General features: G+C 75.7%; 15 protein-coding genes. 12 read left to right on the forward strand and 3 right to left on the reverse strand.

Annotation, left to right across the window (positions count from 1 at the left end; translation table 11 throughout):
- Positions 1–98 precede the first annotated feature (98 nt).
- The 4 genes from Q0789_RS04110 (at position 99) to Q0789_RS04125 (ending at position 5,452) form a co-directional block, all read left to right on the forward strand.
- A complete protein-coding gene (locus tag Q0789_RS04110) occupies positions 99–1,220 on the forward strand; it encodes a YihY/virulence factor BrkB family protein (protein ID WP_298802400.1) in 1,122 nt (373 codons plus the stop codon).
- The gene (locus tag Q0789_RS04115; protein WP_298802402.1) at positions 1,221–2,579 is read left to right on the forward strand and encodes a DUF2254 domain-containing protein; all 1,359 of its coding nucleotides are present in this window, start codon (positions 1,221–1,223) and stop codon (positions 2,577–2,579) included.
- 135 nt (positions 2,580–2,714) lie between these two features.
- Complete coding sequence (locus Q0789_RS04120) at positions 2,715–3,245, forward strand: ATP-binding protein (RefSeq protein ID WP_298802404.1); 531 nt, start codon at positions 2,715–2,717, stop codon at positions 3,243–3,245.
- Positions 3,246–3,265: 20 nt separating this feature from the next.
- Entirely contained in the window at positions 3,266–5,452 is a 2,187-nt protein-coding gene (locus Q0789_RS04125) for a S9 family peptidase (RefSeq protein WP_298802406.1), read from the forward strand.
- A 94-nt stretch (positions 5,453–5,546) separates the two neighbouring features.
- Here the strand turns inward: Q0789_RS04125 and Q0789_RS04130 are convergent, their stop codons facing one another.
- Positions 5,547–6,302: an SDR family oxidoreductase gene (locus Q0789_RS04130; RefSeq protein WP_298802408.1), complete on the reverse strand. Its 756-nt coding sequence runs from the start codon at positions 6,300–6,302 to the stop codon at positions 5,547–5,549.
- Positions 6,303–6,441: 139 nt separating this feature from the next.
- On the opposite strand from Q0789_RS04130, the gene Q0789_RS04135 reads away from it, so the two are divergent.
- The 4 genes from Q0789_RS04135 (at position 6,442) to Q0789_RS04150 (ending at position 8,804) form a co-directional block, all read left to right on the forward strand.
- Entirely contained in the window at positions 6,442–6,867 is a 426-nt protein-coding gene (locus Q0789_RS04135) for a DoxX family protein (RefSeq protein ID WP_298802410.1), read from the forward strand.
- 148 nt (positions 6,868–7,015) lie between these two features.
- Entirely contained in the window at positions 7,016–8,092 is a 1,077-nt protein-coding gene (locus tag Q0789_RS04140; protein ID WP_366917637.1) for a spore photoproduct lyase family protein, read from the forward strand.
- A 108-nt stretch (positions 8,093–8,200) separates the two neighbouring features.
- Complete coding sequence (locus Q0789_RS04145) at positions 8,201–8,392, forward strand: helix-turn-helix transcriptional regulator (protein ID WP_298802414.1); 192 nt, start codon at positions 8,201–8,203, stop codon at positions 8,390–8,392.
- Positions 8,382–8,804, forward strand: coding sequence for a hypothetical protein (locus Q0789_RS04150; RefSeq protein ID WP_298802416.1), 423 nt, complete (start codon positions 8,382–8,384; stop codon positions 8,802–8,804). Before Q0789_RS04145 ends, Q0789_RS04150 begins: the two co-directional genes overlap by 11 nt.
- Before the next feature lie 8 nt (positions 8,805–8,812).
- On the opposite strand, the gene Q0789_RS04155 is transcribed toward Q0789_RS04150, so the two are convergent.
- Together Q0789_RS04155 and Q0789_RS04160 are read right to left on the reverse strand one after the other, a co-directional pair.
- Positions 8,813–9,502 carry a GPP34 family phosphoprotein gene (locus tag Q0789_RS04155; protein ID WP_298802418.1) on the reverse strand — a complete coding sequence of 230 codons (690 nt, stop codon included), beginning with the start codon at positions 9,500–9,502 and terminating at the stop codon, positions 8,813–8,815.
- 152 nt (positions 9,503–9,654) lie between these two features.
- On the reverse strand, positions 9,655–10,191 hold the full coding sequence (locus Q0789_RS04160; RefSeq protein WP_298802420.1) for a TetR/AcrR family transcriptional regulator: 537 nt from the start codon (positions 10,189–10,191) through the stop codon (positions 9,655–9,657).
- Positions 10,192–10,408: 217 nt separating this feature from the next.
- Between Q0789_RS04160 and Q0789_RS04165 the strand changes: the two genes are divergently transcribed.
- From Q0789_RS04165 to Q0789_RS04180, 4 genes are all read left to right on the forward strand, one after another.
- The gene (locus Q0789_RS04165; RefSeq protein WP_298802422.1) at positions 10,409–11,992 is read left to right on the forward strand and encodes an MFS transporter; all 1,584 of its coding nucleotides are present in this window, start codon (positions 10,409–10,411) and stop codon (positions 11,990–11,992) included.
- A 217-nt stretch (positions 11,993–12,209) separates the two neighbouring features.
- Positions 12,210–12,890 carry a vitamin K epoxide reductase family protein gene (locus tag Q0789_RS04170; RefSeq protein WP_298802424.1) on the forward strand — a complete coding sequence of 227 codons (681 nt, stop codon included), beginning with the start codon at positions 12,210–12,212 and terminating at the stop codon, positions 12,888–12,890.
- A gap of 242 nt (positions 12,891–13,132) precedes the next feature.
- The gene (purB, locus tag Q0789_RS04175; RefSeq protein WP_366917638.1) at positions 13,133–14,497 is read left to right on the forward strand and encodes an adenylosuccinate lyase; all 1,365 of its coding nucleotides are present in this window, start codon (positions 13,133–13,135) and stop codon (positions 14,495–14,497) included.
- Positions 14,498–14,795: 298 nt separating this feature from the next.
- Positions 14,796–16,328: a S8 family serine peptidase gene (locus Q0789_RS04180; protein ID WP_298802427.1), complete on the forward strand. Its 1,533-nt coding sequence runs from the start codon at positions 14,796–14,798 to the stop codon at positions 16,326–16,328.
- The last annotated feature ends 88 nt before the right edge of the window (positions 16,329–16,416 follow it).

Genomic DNA, 16,416 nt, shown 5'->3' on the forward strand with positions numbered 1-16,416 from the left:
GGCCCGTCCCGATCGCGCCGTCGCCCGAGCAGGGCCAGGCTGTGACCCGGTCCAGCCACGGGCCCCCCTGCCGCACGCGCCCGACCGGAGGCCAGGACATGTCGCAGACCAGCGCGAAGGCGCAGGACGCGCCGCACCCGGACGACGGGCGCAAGCCCGACAGCCCCGACGACCTGGCGAAGCCGACCGCGGGCTACATCGTCAAGCGCGCGCTGCGGGAGTTCTCCAAGGACCAGGTGACCGACCTCGCGGCGGCCCTCGTCTACTTCTCCGTCCTCGCGCTCTTCCCGGCGCTCATCGCGCTCGTGTCGCTGCTCGGGCTCTTCGGGCAGAGCCAGGCGGTGACGGACGGCATCACGCAGATCGTCAGCACGCTGTCGCCGGAGTCCGACGTCTCCGAGTCGGTCAACGGCTTCGTCACCGATTTCATCGACGGCCAGAGCACCGGAGGCGCGAGCCTCGGCGTCATCGTCGGCATCCTCGGCGCCGTCTACTCGGCGTCGAAGTACGTCGGCGCCTTCTCCCGGGCGATGAACCGCGTCTACGAGGTCGACGAGGGCCGCCCGGTCTGGAAGCTCAAGCCGGTCCAGTACCTCCTCACGCTCGGCGCCCTCGTCCTCATCGCCGTCGCGCTCGTCATCCTCGTCGTCAGCGGCCCCGTCGCCCAGGCGATCGGCGACGTGGTCGGGCTCGGCGGCACGGCCGTCACCGTCTGGTCCATCGCCAAGTGGCCGGTGCTGCTCGTCATCGTCGTCGTCATCGTGGCGGTGCTCTACTACGCGACCCCGAACGTCCAGCAGCCGAAGTTCCGCTGGATGAGCATGGGCGCGCTCGTCGCCATCGCGGTGTGGCTGCTGGCGTCGGTCGCCTTCGCCATCTACGTCGTGAACTTCGGCAGCTACAGCGCCACCTACGGCGCGCTCGCCGGCGCCGTCATCTTCCTGCTCTGGCTGTGGATCACGAACATCGCCCTGCTGCTCGGCGCGGAGGTCGACGCCGAGGTCGAGCGCGGCCGCCAGCTCCAGGCGGGCCTGCCCGCCGAGGACACCGTCCAGCTGCCCCCGCGCGACACCCGGGCGAGCGACAAAAAGGACGCGAAGATGCGCGAGGCCGTCGACGAGGGCTACCAGCTGCGCCTGCGCAACGGCGGCGAGTCCCGCGCCGAGCAGGAGGAGCGGGAGGAGCGGGAGCGGCGCGAGGGCGTCCGCGAGGGGCGCTAGGTGGCCGGCCTCCCCGGGCGGCGGTCGCTGTCCACGCTCGCCGAGACGGCGCGCGCGAGCCTGTGGCCGCTGCCCGTGGCCTTCGTCCTCCTGGCCGTGGTCGCGGGAGTCCTCCTGCCGCTGCTCGACGAGGCCGTCGACGGAGACCTGCCCCTCTTCGTCGAGACCGTCGTCTTCGGGGGCGGGTCCTCGGCCGCCCGCGACGTCCTCAAGACCGTCGCCAGCGCCTTCATGACGGTCAGCTCGCTGACCTTCTCCCTCACCGTGGTGACGCTCCAGCTGGCGAGCAGCCAGTACTCCCCGCGCCTGCTGCGCACCTTCGCCAGCGACCGGGCGGTGCAGGTCACGCTGGGCGTCTTCCTCGGCTCCTTCGCCTACTGCCTCGTGGTGCTGCGGACGGTGCGCGACTCGGACGACTCCACCGCCGAGTTCGTGCCCCGGCTCTCGGTGACCCTCGCGGTGCTCCTCGCGCTCGTCGGCGTCGTCACGCTCGTCGTCTTCCTCGCCCACCTGTCGCGGAAGATCCGCATCGAGCCGATCCTCGTCGACGTCCACGCCGAGGCCAGCGGCGTCCTCTCCCGGAGCCGGCCCGCCGAGGCGGTGCCCGCCTCCCTCCAGGGGCGCGAGGACGGCCTCGCCGTCACCTCCGAGCGCACCGGCTTCGTGACGTCGGTCGACGAGGGCGCGCTCGTCGAGCTGGCCCGCGAGCACGACGCCGTCGTCGACGTCCTGGCCACGCCTGGCGCCGTCGCCGTGCCGGGCGCGCTGCTCGCGCGCCTCCTGCCGCAGGACCCCGTGCCGGGGCCGGGCGGCCGGTCGCCCGGCGCCGGCTCCCACGACGCCGAGGTCGAGGGGGCGGTCCGGCGGGCCGTCTCCGTGGGGGAGGAGCGGGCGGCCGACCAGGACCCCACCTTCGGCCTGCGGCAGCTCGCCGACGTCGCCATGCGCGCCGTCTCGTCCTCCCTCAACGACCCGACGACGGCCGTCCACGCCGTCACGCACCTGCGCGCCGCGGTCCCGGAGGCGCTCGCGCACGGGGTGGGCGACGCCCTCGTGCGCGACGACGACGGGGACGTGCGGGTCGTCCTGCGCCGGGACGGCGTGCCCGAGGTGCTCGACGTCGTCGTCGGCCAGCCGGCGGTCTACGGGTCGGGCGACCCCATGGTCGTCTCGGCGCTGCTCCACCTGCTCGCCGACGTCGCCGTGGCCGTGCGCCCGGACGCCGACCACCTCACCGCGGTGCTGGCGACCCGCGACCGCGTCCTCGCCGTCTCCGCGCCGCTGCGCGACGACCCGCGGTGGGCCTCGCTGCTCGCCGCCGCGTCGGCCCGCGTGGACGCCGCCGCCCGCGGCGCCTGAGCCGCGCCCGCCCCGCGCGGGGGGACCGGGCCGGTGCGAGCGCGCGCCGAGCGGAGGTCGCACCTACCGTGGGACGGGCAGGGGCGACGACGAGCGCCGAGACGATGACCGTGGTGGTCGAGGGTGGGGTGGACGGTGGGCGGCAGCACCGTCTGGCCTCGGCGGCGCCCCGACGTCGAGGGCCGCCTGGTCGGCACCTGGGTCGTCGAGACCGCCACCGACCTCACGAGCGCCCGCCGGGAGCTCGCCGCGCACGCGGCCGAGCTGCCCTCGGCCGGTGAGGGGTGGCAGGGCTCCATCAGCTTGCCCGACACCCTGGCGCTGCTGCTCAGCGAGCTGGTCACCAACGCCCTGCGCCACGCCCGCCCGCCCGCCCAGGTGTCGGTGGTCGCGGACGAGAGCTCCTGCCTGCTCGACGTGGCGGACCCGGACGTCGACTCTCCGCCCACGCCCGAGCACGACCGCTCGCCCGGTCTCGGCGGGCACGGCCTGCCGCTCGTGGCCATGCTCGCCAGCCACCGCGGCTGGTACGTCGAGGACGGCCGCAAGCACGTCTGGGCCTGCCTGCGCACCACGGGACCCCCCGCCCAGCGCGGCGTCGAGCACCGTGCGCCGGGGCCCCTCGCCCGGCCCTCGAGCCGGGGCCCGGCGAGCCGGCAGGGCTGACCGCCGCCTACGGTCGCGGCATGAGCACCTCCGAAGCCCCCGCCGACGGCTCGTCCGGCCCGCCCGTCGCCGCGCGCCGCCCCGTGCGCCGCGAGCACCACGGCGACGTCGTCGAGGACCCGTACGAGTGGCTGCGCGCCAAGGACGACCCGGAGGTGCGCGCGCACCTCGAGGCGGAAAACGCCCACACCCGCGCCGTCACGGCCGGCCAGGAGGGGCTGCGGACCGCCGTCTTCGGCGAGATCAAGGCGCGCACGCAGGAGACGGACCTGTCCGTGCCGAGCCGCGAGGGCGACTGGTGGTACTACGGCCGCACGGTCGAGGGCCAGCAGTACGGGCTCTCGTGCCGCGCGCCCGTGGCCGACGCCGACAGCTGGGACCCGCCCGCCGCCGGCCCCGACGGCGCGCTGCCGGGCGAGCAGGTGCTCCTCGACGCCAACGTGGAGGCCGAGGGCCACGACTTCTTCTCCCTCGGCGCCGCGTCCGTCAGCCCCGACGGGGCCCGGCTCGCCTGGTCCAGCGACACGACCGGCGACGAGCGGTACACGCTGCGGGTCCGCGACCTCGCGAGCGGCGAGGACCTCCCCGACGAAGTGCCGGGGGCCTTCTACGGGGCCACCTGGTCGGCCGACTCGGCCGTCGTCCACTACACGGTCGTCGACGACGCCTGGCGCCCGCACGAGGTCCGCCGGCACCGCGTGGGCACCCCCGCCTCGGAGGACGACGTCCTCTTCCGCGAGGACGACGAGCGCTTCTGGGTCGGCGTCGGGCGCACGCGCAGCCGCCGCTACCTCGTCGTCGAGAGCGCGGCGAAGACGACGAGTGAGACCCACGTCCTCGACACCCTCGACCCCGGCGCCGGGCTGCGGGTCGTGGCGCCGCGCCGACCGGGCGTGGAGTACGACGTCGAGCACGTCGCCCTGCCCCAGCCGGACGGCTCGGTGCGCGACCGCTTCCTCGTGCTCCACAACGACGGCGGCGCCGAGGACTTCCAGCTCGCCGTCGTCGACGTGGACGACCCGTCGCCGGAGCGCTGGGAGACGGTGCTGCCGCACGTGCCCGGCACCCGGCTCGAGGGCGTCGCCCCCTTCGCGGGCTTCGTCGCCCTGGCCTACCGCCGCGACGTCCTGCCGCGCCTCGCCGTCGCGCCGCTGACGCCCGAGGCGATCGGGGAGCCGCGGGAGGTCGAGGTCGACGAGGAGCTCTTCAGCGTCGGGCTCGGCGGCAACCGCGCCTTCGACCAGCCCCTCCTGCGCCTCGTGCGCACCTCGTTCGTGACGCCGCCCCGCGTCCTCGACCTCGACGTCGCGACGGGCGAGCAGGTGCTCCGCCGCGAGACGCCCGTGCTGGGCGGCTACGCCTCGGAGGACTACGTCCAGCGCCGCACGTGGGCCACGGCGCCCGACGGCGTCCGCGTGCCGGTCTCCGTGGTCGCGCGCCGGGACGTCGCCGCCGCCGTCGAGCGCGGCGAGCCCGCGCCGGCCGTGCTCTACGGCTACGGGTCCTACGAGGCGAGCATGGACCCGTCCTTCTCGATCTCGCGGCTCTCGCTCCTCGACCGCGGCGTCGTCTTCGCCGTCGCCCACGTGCGCGGCGGCGGCGAGATGGGGCGGCACTGGTACGACGACGGCAAGAAGCTGCGGAAGACCAACACCTTCACCGACTTCACGGCGTCCGCGGCGGCGCTCGTGGAGCAGGGCTGGACGACGCCGGAGCGGACCGTCGCGATGGGCGGGTCGGCCGGCGGCCTGCTCATGGGCGCGGCGCTGAACCTGGCGCCCGAGGCCTTCGCCGGGGTCCTCGCGCAGGTGCCCTTCGTCGACCCGCTGACGTCGATCCTCGACCCCTCGCTGCCGCTGACGGTCACCGAGTGGGACGAGTGGGGCAACCCGCTCGAGGACCCGGAGGTCTACGCCTACATGAAGGCGTACTCGCCGTACGAGAACGTCGCCGCCGTCGACCACCCGGCGGTGCTCGCGATGACGAGCCTCAACGACACGCGGGTGCTCTACGTCGAGCCCGCGAAGTGGGTGGCGCGCCTGCGCGAGGTCGGTACGGGCTCGCGGCCGGTGCTGCTCCGCACCGAGATGGACGCCGGCCACGGCGGCGCCTCGGGGCGGTACAAGAGCTGGGAGGAGCGCGCCTTCGAGTACGCGTGGGTCCTCGACGTGCTGGGCGCGCCGGCGGAGCCGCTGCCGCCGCTCTGAGGCCTCTCGACCCGGACCCCAGCGGTGGACCCACGACGCGCCTGACCGCGTCGTGGGTCCACCGCTGCCCCGCTTGTGTCGGACAGGTGGGGCGTCACCGGGCGGAGTACCCGCCGTCGACGAGGTGGTAGCTGCCGGTGATGAAGGCGGCGTCGTCGCTGGCGAGGAAGGCGACGAGGCCGGCGACCTCCTCGGGCGTGCCGAGACGGCCGACGGCGTGGGCGGCGCCGAGGGCCGAGCGGGAGCGCTCGTCGAGCGAGGCCTCGACGAGCGGCGTCGCGATGAAGGCGGGCTCGACGGCGTCGACGCGCACGCCCTGGTCGGCGTGCTCCCAGGCAGCCGTCTTCGTGAGCCCGACGACGGCGTGCTCGGCGGCGACGTAGGCGCTGGAGCCGGCGAAGCCCACGCTGCCCAGGACGGAGGCCATGGTGACGATCGACCCGCCGCCGTTCTCCGCCATGACGGGGATCTCGGCCTGCAGGCACGTGAGCACCGAGACGAGGTTCACGTCGATGACGCGGCGCCAGGCGTCGGCGGGGTGGTCGGCGGTCGTCGCGGTGGGGCCGCCGATGCCGGCGTTGTTCTCCGCGACGGGCAGGGGCGCCATCTCCTGCGCCGCCGCGACCATCTCGGCGACGCGGGCGGCGTCGGTCACGTCGACCGTGAAGGGGCGTGCGGTGCCGCCGGCCCCCGTGACCTCGTCGGCGACCGCGCGCGCCCCCTGCTCGTCGAGGTCGGCCACGAGGACCGACGCCCCGCTGCGGGCCAGGCCGAGGGCCACGGCCCGGCCGATGCCGGAGCCCCCGCCCGTCACGACCGCGGACCTGTCTCGGACGTCGTACTGGGCCATCGCTGCGCTCCTGTCCTCCGACGGCGTCGCGGGTCGGCGCCGTCCGCGACGCCCGGCGGGGTGGCACCCGCGCTCGCGGCGCCACGACCAGGCCCACCACTCGTTGAGCGTTCACGCACACGCCCGCTAGGGTGCCGCCGTGCTGCCCGAGCCGGTCCGCGACCTCGCCCTCCTGCTGGCCCGAGTCCTCGTCGGCGTCGTCCTCGCCGTCCACGGGTGGGACAAGCTCGTCGACCAGGGCGTGCAGGGCACCGCGGGCTTCTTCGGCTCCCTCGGCGTGCCCGCCCCCGAGGTGGCCGCCGTGGCCGTCGGCGTCGTCGAGCTGCTCGGCGGGCTGCTGCTCGTCCTCGGCGCGGCGACGACGCTCGTCTCGGTGCTCGTCCTGGTGGACATGGCCGGGGCCTTCTGGTTCGTGCACCGCGGCAACGGCGTCCTCGTGGACGGCGCGGGCTGGGAGCTCGTCGGCGTGGTCGCCGCGGTGGCGCTCGCCCTCCTCGGCGCCGGCCCCGGCCGGGCGAGCCTCGACCACCTCGTCGGCGCCCGCCGCTCGCGCCCGCGCCGCTGACCCGGCCCCACCCCGGCCCGCCCCACCCCGGACTTCGTAGCCCTTCTCCCCGGTGAGGCCCCGCTGCGGCGGACTTCGTAGCCTTCCGTCCGTGACGGGGGCGGCCGAGGAGGCGCAGGGCAGGGAGGCCACGGCCGAGGACGCGCCCGTGCGGGGGACGCGCGCGCCGCGCCAGCTCCTCGCCGTCCGCACCATCTACGCCGAGCCGGCGGCGCTGGAGCTCGAGCGCGGGCGCCAGGTCGTCGAGCGGTGGCCCGGCGCCGAGGTCGTCGAGGTGCCGTCCGCCCAGCGGGTCCAGGGCGTGCACGACGACGCCGCGTCCGTCGACCGCTGGGTGCGCACCAAGACGGAGGTGCTGGCGCTCGGCGTCCGCAAGACCCTCACCGCGCGGCGCAACGAGCGCTCCGCCAACTGGATCGCGCCGTCCACGGCCAACGGGTGCGCCATGGCGTGCGCGTACTGCTACGTGCCGCGGCACAAGGGCTACGCCAACCCCATCACCGTCTACGCCAACATCGACCAGGTCGTCGGCTACCTCCAGCGCCACGTCGCGCGCCAGGGCGCCAAGCCGGGGCCGGACCAGTGCGACCCCGCCGCGTGGGTCTACGACATCGGCGAGAACAGCGACGCCTCCGTGGACGCCGTCGTCAGCGACAACGTCCGCGACCTCGTCACCGCCTTCCGCGGCATGCCGACGGCGAAGGCGTCCTTCGCCACCAAGCAGGTCAACCGCGACCTGCTCGACTACGACCCGCAGGGCCGCACCCGCGTGCGCTTCTCCGTCATGCCGCACCGGATGGCGCGCCTGCTCGACGTCCGCACCTCGCCGGTCGCCCAGCGCGTCGCGGCCGTCGACGACTTCGTGGCCGCCGGCTACGAGGTGCACCTCAACCTCTCGCCCGTCGTCGTGCACGAGGGCTGGCTCGAGGAGTGGGCCGAGCTGCTGGAAGAGCTCGACGACGTCCTGTCGCCGGCCGCCAAGGCGCAGGCCGCCGCGGAGGTCATCCTCCTCACCCACAACGCCGGGCTGCACGAGGTCAACCTCGGCTGGCACCCCAGGGGCGAGGAGGCCATCTGGCGCCCGGACATCCAGGAGGCCAAGCGCTCGCAGAACGGCATGGAGAACGTCCGGTACCGCGCTCGGTGGAAGAAGGTCTGGTTGCAGCGGCTGCTCGACCTCATGGCCGAGAGGACGCCGTGGCTGACCGTGCGCTACGCGTTCTGACCGGGCGGCCGACGGACGGGCGCCCCTCGGCATGTCAAGGATGCTTGACATGGGCACGCTGCGGGTGCAGGCTGCACGTGACAAGCACGCTTGACACCGGAGGTGGCTGTGCGGAACGACGTCCGTGAGCTGCGGCAGGCCGAGGGCCTGTCGCAGCGCGAGCTGGGGGAGGCCCTCGGGGTCTCCCGCCAGACCGTGAACTCGCTGGAGACGGGGCGCTACGACCCCTCCCTGCCGCTCGCGATCGCCGTCGCCCGCCGCTTCCGCCGACCCGTGGAGGAGATCTTCCATGTCGACTGACCTGCGCACCGCCCGCCGCCGCTACCTCGTGGTCCTCCCCGTCGCGCTCGCCCTCGTGGTGGCGGTCGGCCTGCTGCTGCGCGACCGCGCCCCCGGAGGCATGGGGGACGGCTTCCTCGTCGGGGGCGGGCTCGCCCTCGTGGCGTGCGCGGCCATGGCCTGGCGCACCACCCGCGGCCCCGGCCGGGCGACCACCTTCGAGCGGGGCTGGACGCAGACCGGGGACGAGCGCGACGACGCCGTCCTCACGCGCGCGCTGGCCGTCCTCGGCCTCGCGTCCCTGCCGCTGACGGGCCTCGCGGGCGTCGCCCTCGGGCTCGGGGCCCGGCCCGAGGTCGTCGTCACGCTGCTGCTCGCCGCCGAGGCCGCGGTGCTCGTGGCGGCCTTCGTCGTGCACGACCGCCGGGGCTGAGGCCCCCGTCAGGAGGTCGTGGCCGTCGACGTCGCCGCGAGGGTGCTGACCATGACGGCGGTCATGACGACCTCGTCGAGCGAGCGCTTGACCGCCGCGCCGGCCCACTCGCCCTCGGCCAGCTGCTCGAGGCGGCGGTCCGTCGCGCGGCGGTCCGCCTCGGGGAAGACCTCGCGGCGCAGACTCAGGGCCTTCACCAGTGACGCCAGCGCCGCCGTCCGGGCGTCGGGCGTCGTCCCGACGACGACGGCGTCGTGGAGCCGCCCGCGCACCCGGTCCTCCGGCCCGCCGTCGGCCTCCGGGTAGCGGGTGCGGGGGAGGACCCACAGGACCCTGTCGTCCTCGCGGTGCAGGACCCCTCGCTCGACGAGCCGCTCCAGCGCCGCGGCGCGCACCTCCCGGCCCAGCGGGCCCAGCCACCGCTTCGGCGGTCGCGGCCGTGACGTCGCGGCGACCTCGGCGAGCGCCCCGTCGAGGACCGGCTCCCTCGTCGGGGTCGCGTCGACGACGACGAGGTCGCCGTCGACCACGTCGACGCGGCCGCGCAGCGAGAGGTCCAGCTGCACGGCGCCCCCGAGGCCCGTGTCCAGCGACGTGCTCCACGTCGTGCCCTTCTCGTCGTCGTAGACGAGGAGGAGCAGCTCCTCCGGCAGCGTCAGCTCGTGCTCGACGTCCTCCACCGGTGCGCGCTCGGCCATCCCCGCACGCTAGAGGCCGTCGGGTGCTGGCGGGTCCGGACGCCCGCACCCGCGGACCGCGCCGAGCGGTGCGCCCACGTCGCGGTGCACCGCGACCTCGGCGCACGGCTCCGGCTTCACGGCTCTGGGCGCCGGCTGCTGGGCGCCGGTCGTCAGCGCTGCCGGTCGAGGACGGGCGCCAGCGCCGCGAGCAGGTCGTCCACCGGCACCGGGCCGGCGTCGTCGGCGCCCGTGAGCGCCGACAGGTAGAGCCCGTCGCCGACGAGCTGCACGAGGCGGGCGCGCGCCGGGTCCCCGAGCTCGTCGAGCAGGGCGGCGAACCACCCCGCGTCGATCTCGGCGAAGACGGCGCGGGCGAGGTCGGCGGCCTCGTCGCCGCCCGCGATGCGCAGGGCGGCGACGTAGGTGCGGGACAGGCCGCTCTCGCCCTGCAGCGGCGGGGCGGAGCCGCGCAGCCACGTGGCGACCGCGCTGTCCGAGGCGCGCATCTCCGCGGCGTCCTCGAGGCCGCGCTGCCGCAGGCGCTCGAGGAGGCCGGTGACGAGCGCCTCCTTGCTGGGGAAGTGGTACAGCAGGCCGCCCTTGGACACCTGCGCCGCGGAGGCGACGGCGTCGAGCGTCGCCGCGGCCGGTCCCGCCTCGACGAGGAGGGACTCGTAGGCGTCGAGCACGCGGTCGCGGGCCGTCATCCGGGCAGCGTAGCCAGCGGTCGGGAATAGACCGTCCAGACGGTACAGTTGACGACGGCAGCCCCCGCTCGTCCGTGCCCGCACCGGACGCCGGGGCCGCCACCCCAGAAGCACCCCCAGCACCCTGCGACGCCGACGTCCCGGGCCTCCCGCTCGCCGTCGGCGGCGGTCGGCCCGGCGCGCGGCGCGCCCGCAGCACGACCGTCGAAGGACCGCCATGAGCACCGCCACGCACGACAGCCGCACCACCGGACCCGCCACCGGCCCGCTGCCCGTCCAGCGCCGCCGGTCCGGCGTCGTCGCGCCCCCGCGCGCCACGGCCCGGCAGTGGCTGGCGCTCGTCGTGCTCGTCCTGCCGACGCTGCTGACGTCCATGAACGGCACGATCCTGTCCTTCGCGCTGCCGACGATCAGCACCTCGCTGCGCCCCACCGCCACCCAGCTGCTGTGGGTCGTCGACGTCTACCCGCTCGTGCTCGCCGGGCTGCTCGTCGCCATGGGTTCGTTCGGCGACCGCATCGGCCGCCGCCGCCTCCTGCTCGTCGGGAGCGCGGGCTTCGGCCTCGTGTCGCTGCTCGCCGCCTTCGCGCCGACGGCGGGCGCCCTCGTCGGCGCCCGGGCGCTGCTCGGCGTCTTCGGCGCGATGCTCATGCCGCCGACCCTCGCGCTGCTGCGCTCGGTCTTCCCCGACGGCGGCCAGCGCCGCCTCGCCGTGGCGGTCTGGGCCACCGGCTTCTCGGCCGGCGCGGCGGTCGGGCCGGTCGTCGGCGGGGTGCTCCTCGAGCACTTCTGGTGGGGCGCGGCCTTCCTCGTCGCCGTCCCCGTGTCCGCGCTCATCGTCGTGGCCGGGCCGCGGCTGCTGCCCGAGTCCCGCGAGAGCGCGCCCGGGCCGGTCGACCTGCTCTCGGTGCTGCTCTCGCTGACGACGATGCTCCCGCTCGTCTACGCCGTGAAGGGCGCCGCGGAGCACGGGCTGACCGACGTCGTCGTGGCGGCCGCGCTGCTGGGGGCGGCCAGCGGCGTCCTCTTCGTCCGCCGCCAGCTGCGTCGGACCCGGCCGCTGCTCGACCTCTCCCTCTTCCGCGTGCCCGTCTTCAGCGCGTCCGTCGCGGCCAACCTCATGGGCATCTTCGCCTTCGTCGGCCTGCTCTTCTTCACCTCCCAGTACCTCCAGCTCGTCGTCGGCCTCTCACCGCTCGTGGCGGCGCTGCACCTGCTGCCGAGCATGGCCGCGACCATCGCGACGGGGCTCCTGGCGGTGCGGCTGGCCCGCCGGTGGGCGCTGCACGTCCTCGTGCCGGCCGGGCTGGCGACGTCGGCCCTCGGGTACGCCCTCGCGACGCAGCTGAGCGGCGCCCCCGAGGCCGGTCTGCTCGTGGCGGCGTCCGTGCTCGTCGGGGCGGGCGTCGGCCTGGCCGAGACGCTGACGAACGACGCCATCCTCACCTCGGCGCCCGCCGACCGGGCGGGCGCCGCGTCCGCGGTCTCCGAGACGGCGTACGAGGTGGGCGCGGTGCTGGGCACGGCCGTGCTCGGCAGCGTGCTCGGCGCCGTCTACCGCGCGCACCTGGCGGTGCCCGCGGGCGTGGACCACGCCACCGCGGACGCCGCGACCCAGACCCTCGGCGGCGCCGTCGAGGCCGCGGGCCTGCTCGGCGGGGCCGACGGCGCGGCGCTGCTGGCGTCCGCGCAGGGCTCCTTCGCCGCCGGCGTCGACGTGACGGCCGCCATCGGGGGCGGCGTCGTGCTGCTGGCCGCCGTCGTCGTCGCCCTGGCGCTGCGGCCGCGCGCCGGCCGCTGACGGTCGCCGGGGTGAAGGGGGCGTCACCTCCGCCCTCGTGAGGGGCGCCCGGGGCGAAGGGGGCGTCACCTTCGCGTCCTGGGAGCCTGTGACGGTGAAGGGGGCGTCACCTTCGCGTCCGGACGCTCCTCTCGCGTGGAGGAGGCGTCACCTCCGCGTCAGGGCGCAGGGGTGACGTCCAGGCGGGTCCCAGGGAGCGCGGCCTACCCTGCGTGGCATGTCGGCCACGGACCAGCGCGCCCCCGGTGACCGCCGCGACATCGAGCCGTACGACGAGGCGGAGGACGTCGAGGACGGCCCGCTCGCGCCGGTCCTCGGCGACCGCCGCTTCGGCGCGTGGATGCTCGTCACCGGTCTCATCGGCTTCGTCGCCGCCTTCGTCCTCACGGTCGAGCGCTTCGAGCTGGCCCTCGACCCCAGCTACGTGCCGTCGTGCAGCATCAACCCGGTCCTGTCGTGCGGCAGCGTCATGGAGACCGAGCAGGCGGCGCTGCTGGGCTTCCCGAACCCGCTCATCGGCATCGCGTCCTTCGCCGTGCTGACGACGCTCGGCGTCGTCCTCCTCAGCGGCGCGCGCCTGCCGCGGTGGGTGCAGCTGGGCGTCCAGGTCGGCGTCACGGCCGGGACGGCCCTCGTCGTCTGGCTCATCAGCCAGAGCCTCTACGCGATCGGCGCCCTGTGCCCGTACTGCATGGTCGTGTGGTCGGTGATGATCCCGCTGTTCTGGACGACGACGGCGCGCTCGCTCGAGCAGGGCGCGATCCCCGCGCCGGCCGGTCTCGTGCGGGCCGTGGTCGACCTGCGGTTCCCCCTCGTCGCCCTGTCCTACGCCGTCGTCGTGGTGCTCGTCGCTGTCGAGTTCTGGGACTACTGGCGGACCCTGCTGCCCTTCGCCTGACCCCCGGCGCCCGCACGGCGACCTGCGGAAGGCACGCGTCGTCCGGCGTCGTCGCAGGTCGGGGCCTCGGCCCCCGGCGCGGGCGGCCGATGTGCAGGTCGCTGTGCGCCCGTCCGCCGTCGCCGGCGGCGCGGGCGAGGTGCGGGCCCGGCCTCTGGGACCATTCCGCCGTGACCGACGCCGCGCAGCCCCAGCCCGACGCCGCCCCCGCGGGCAGCCGCACCCCCCTCGCCGACGCCGGCATCCCCCTGGGCGCGCTGGACGGACGCTACCGAGGCGCCGTCGCCCCGCTGGTCGAGCACCTGTCGGAGGCGGCGCTCAACCGCGAGCGGGTCCACGTCGAGGTCGAGTGGCTGCTGCACCTCACGGACGTCGTCCCGGGCGCCCCGCGGCCGACCGAGGAGGACGTCGCGGCGCTGCGGGCGCTCGTCGAGCGCTTCGACGCCGACTCGGTGGCCGAGCTCGGCGCCCTGGAGCGGGAGACGGCGCACGACGTCAAGGCGGTCGAGTACTACGTGGCCCGCCACCTGGAGGGCACCTCCCTCGAGGGCGCCGAGGCCCTCGTCCACTTCTGCTGCACGAGCGAGGACGTCAACAACCTCGCCTACGCGCTCATGGTCCGCGGCGCGGTCACGCAGGTGTGGCTGCCGGCCGCGACGGCCCTCGTCGACCAGCTCGCGGCGATGGCGCACGAGAGCGCCGACGTGCCGATGCTCGCCCGCACGCACGGCCAGCCGGCGACGCCGACGACGCTCGGCAAGGAGCTCGCCGTCCTCGCGCACCGGCTGCGCCGCCAGCTGCGCCGCGTCGAGGGCGCCGAGTACCTCGGCAAGCTCAACGGCGCCACGGGCACCTTCGGCGCCCACGTCGCCGCGCTGCCCGACGTCGACTGGCCCGCGCAGGGCCGCGCCTTCGTCGAGCACCTCGGGCTGACGTGGAACCCGCTGACGACGCAGATCGAGTCCCACGACTGGCAGGCCGAGCTCTACGCCGACGTCGCCCGCTTCAACCGCGTGCTGCACAACCTCTGCACCGACGTGTGGAGCTACATCTCCGTCGGGTACTTCCGCCAGCAGCTCGGCGCCCACGGCTCGACGGGCTCCTCGACGATGCCGCACAAGGTCAACCCCATCCGCTTCGAGAACGCCGAGGCGAACCTCGAGGTCTCGAACGCGCTGCTGGACGTCCTGGGGCAGACGCTCGTGACCTCCCGGCTGCAGCGCGACCTCACCGACTCCTCGATGCAGCGCAACATCGGCACCGCGCTCGGGCACTCGCTCCTCGCGCTCGACAACGTGCGCCGCGGGCTGCGCGGGCTCGACGTCGCCCCCGACGCCATGGCGCGCGACCTCGACGCCAACTGGGAGGTGCTCGGCGAGGCCGTCCAGTCCGTCATGCGCGCCCAGGCCGTCGCGGGGACGCCGGGCATGGAGGAGCCGTACGAGCGCGTCAAGGAGCTCACGCGCGGGCGCCGCGTCGACGGCGCGGCGATGCGCGACTTCGTCGCCGGCCTCGGCCTGCCGGACGACGTCGCGGCGCGCCTGGCCGCGCTGACGCCGTCGACGTACACGGGGCTCGCCGAGCAGCTGGTCGACGAGCTCCGCTGACGGCGGCCTCCCCCGCTCCCCGCCCGCTGCTGGCTCTCCCGCCCGCCCCTGCGGGGCGGTGTGTGGCCATGTCGCCCCTGGCAGGGGGGCTGGGAGGGCGATATGGCCACACATGGCCCTCGGGGGTGGGGTGAGGAGGGCGACATGGCCACACATGGCCCTCGAGGGGCGGGATGGCCGAGCGAGGGGCGGTGGCGGTCTGACCGATCTCGTCCGCTCCGCCCCGCTTGTCGGTGCCCCGGCGTACGGTCACCCGCGGCCCTCGACCCGAGGGCCCGCCACCGACACGGGAGACCACGTGACCCACGCACACCGTCGGGCCCGCCGCACCGCCGCGGCCGCGCTCGCCCTGGCGCTCACCGGCGCCGCCACCGCCACGGCCGTCGCCGGCCCGGCGTCCGCCGCGCCCCCGATCACCCGCCCCGCGCCGGGCGAGGGGGTCATGAGCTACGTCGTCAACACCGACGCCACGCCGGCCGCCGTCGCGCGCGTGCGGGTGGCCGTGGCCCGCGCCGGCGGCAGCACCGTCGTCGACTACCCCGAGATCGGGGTCGTCGTCGCCCGCTCCGCCAACGCGGACTTCCGCGACGACGTCCTCGCCGGCCACTTCTCCTCGCTCGTCGACTCCGTGGGCCCGACCCGCACAGTGCCCGTGGTCGAGGGCGTCCCCGGCCGCTGGCGCGGCCCCGGCCGCGGTCCGCAGCGCCCGGAGATGCGCGATCTCCTCACGGGTGACGCGTCGGCGCTGGGCGGCGCCGCGGCGCTGGGCGTCGTCGACGCGACGGCGGTCGACGAGCCCGTCGAGGCCGTGCAGTGGGACATGGCCGCCATCGGCGCGGACGAGGCCAACGCGATCGAGCCGGGCAGCCCCGACGTCGTCGTCGGCGTCCTCGACGACGGCATCGACGACAGCCACCCCGACCTCGCGGGGCAGGTCGACCGCAGCCTGTCGGGCGACTGCACCGGCGGCGGCCGCTTCGACGGCAGCGAGGGCGCCTACCTGCCCTTCCCGAGCGGGTACCACGGCACGCACGTCGCCGGGACCATCGCGGCCAAGCGCGACGGGCAGGGCGTCGTCGGCGTCGCGCCGGGGGTGACCCTGGCGGCGGTCAAGGTCGTCAGCGCCGAGGGCTTCATCTACCCCGAGTCGGCCATCTGCGGCTTCATGCACGCGGCCGAGGAGGGCTTCGACGTCACGAACAACAGCTACTACGTCGACCCGTGGGAGTTCTGGTGCGACGACGAGGTGAGCCAGGCCGCCGCCCGTGAGGCCGTCACCCGCGCCGTCGCCTACGCCGAGTCCCAGGGCGTGGTGAGCGCGGCCGCCGCGGGCAACGCCGCCTACGACCTGGCGGACAAGACGACGAGCAGCTCGAGCCCCAACGACGGCAGCGGCGCGATCGCCGACCGCGACGTCCGCGGCTGCGTCGACATGCCCACCGAGCTGCCCGGCGTCGTCACCGTCTCGGCGACGCAGCAGGACGGCGCGCGCTCGACGTTCTCCAACTACGGCGAGGGCGTCATCGACGTCGCCGCCCCCGGGACGCGGGTCATCTCGACCATCCCGCAGAGCATCCTGCCCAGCGGCTACGCGGCGCTGTCCGGCACCTCGATGGCGTCGCCGCACGTCGCGGGCGTCCTCGCGCTGCTCACGACGACGCACCCGGACGCCACGCCCGCGGAGCTCCGCGCGCTGCTCGAGGAGCAGGCGACCGACGTGCCCTGCCCCGCGACGCCGTACGCCGGCCAGCCGTGCACGGGCTCGCCGGAGGACAACGGCTACTTCGGCGAGGGCCTCGTCGACGCCCTCGCCGCGGTGACGGTGAGCTGACCGGCACCCCAGCCCGCGACGGCGCCCGTCCCCGACCCGGGGGCGGGCGCCGTCGTCGTCGCGGGCCCGTGCCCCAGCGGGCTGCCGC

The sequence above is a fragment of the uncultured Pseudokineococcus sp. genome, assembly GCF_947499845.1.
Lineage (GTDB): Bacteria > Actinomycetota > Actinomycetes > Actinomycetales > Quadrisphaeraceae > Pseudokineococcus.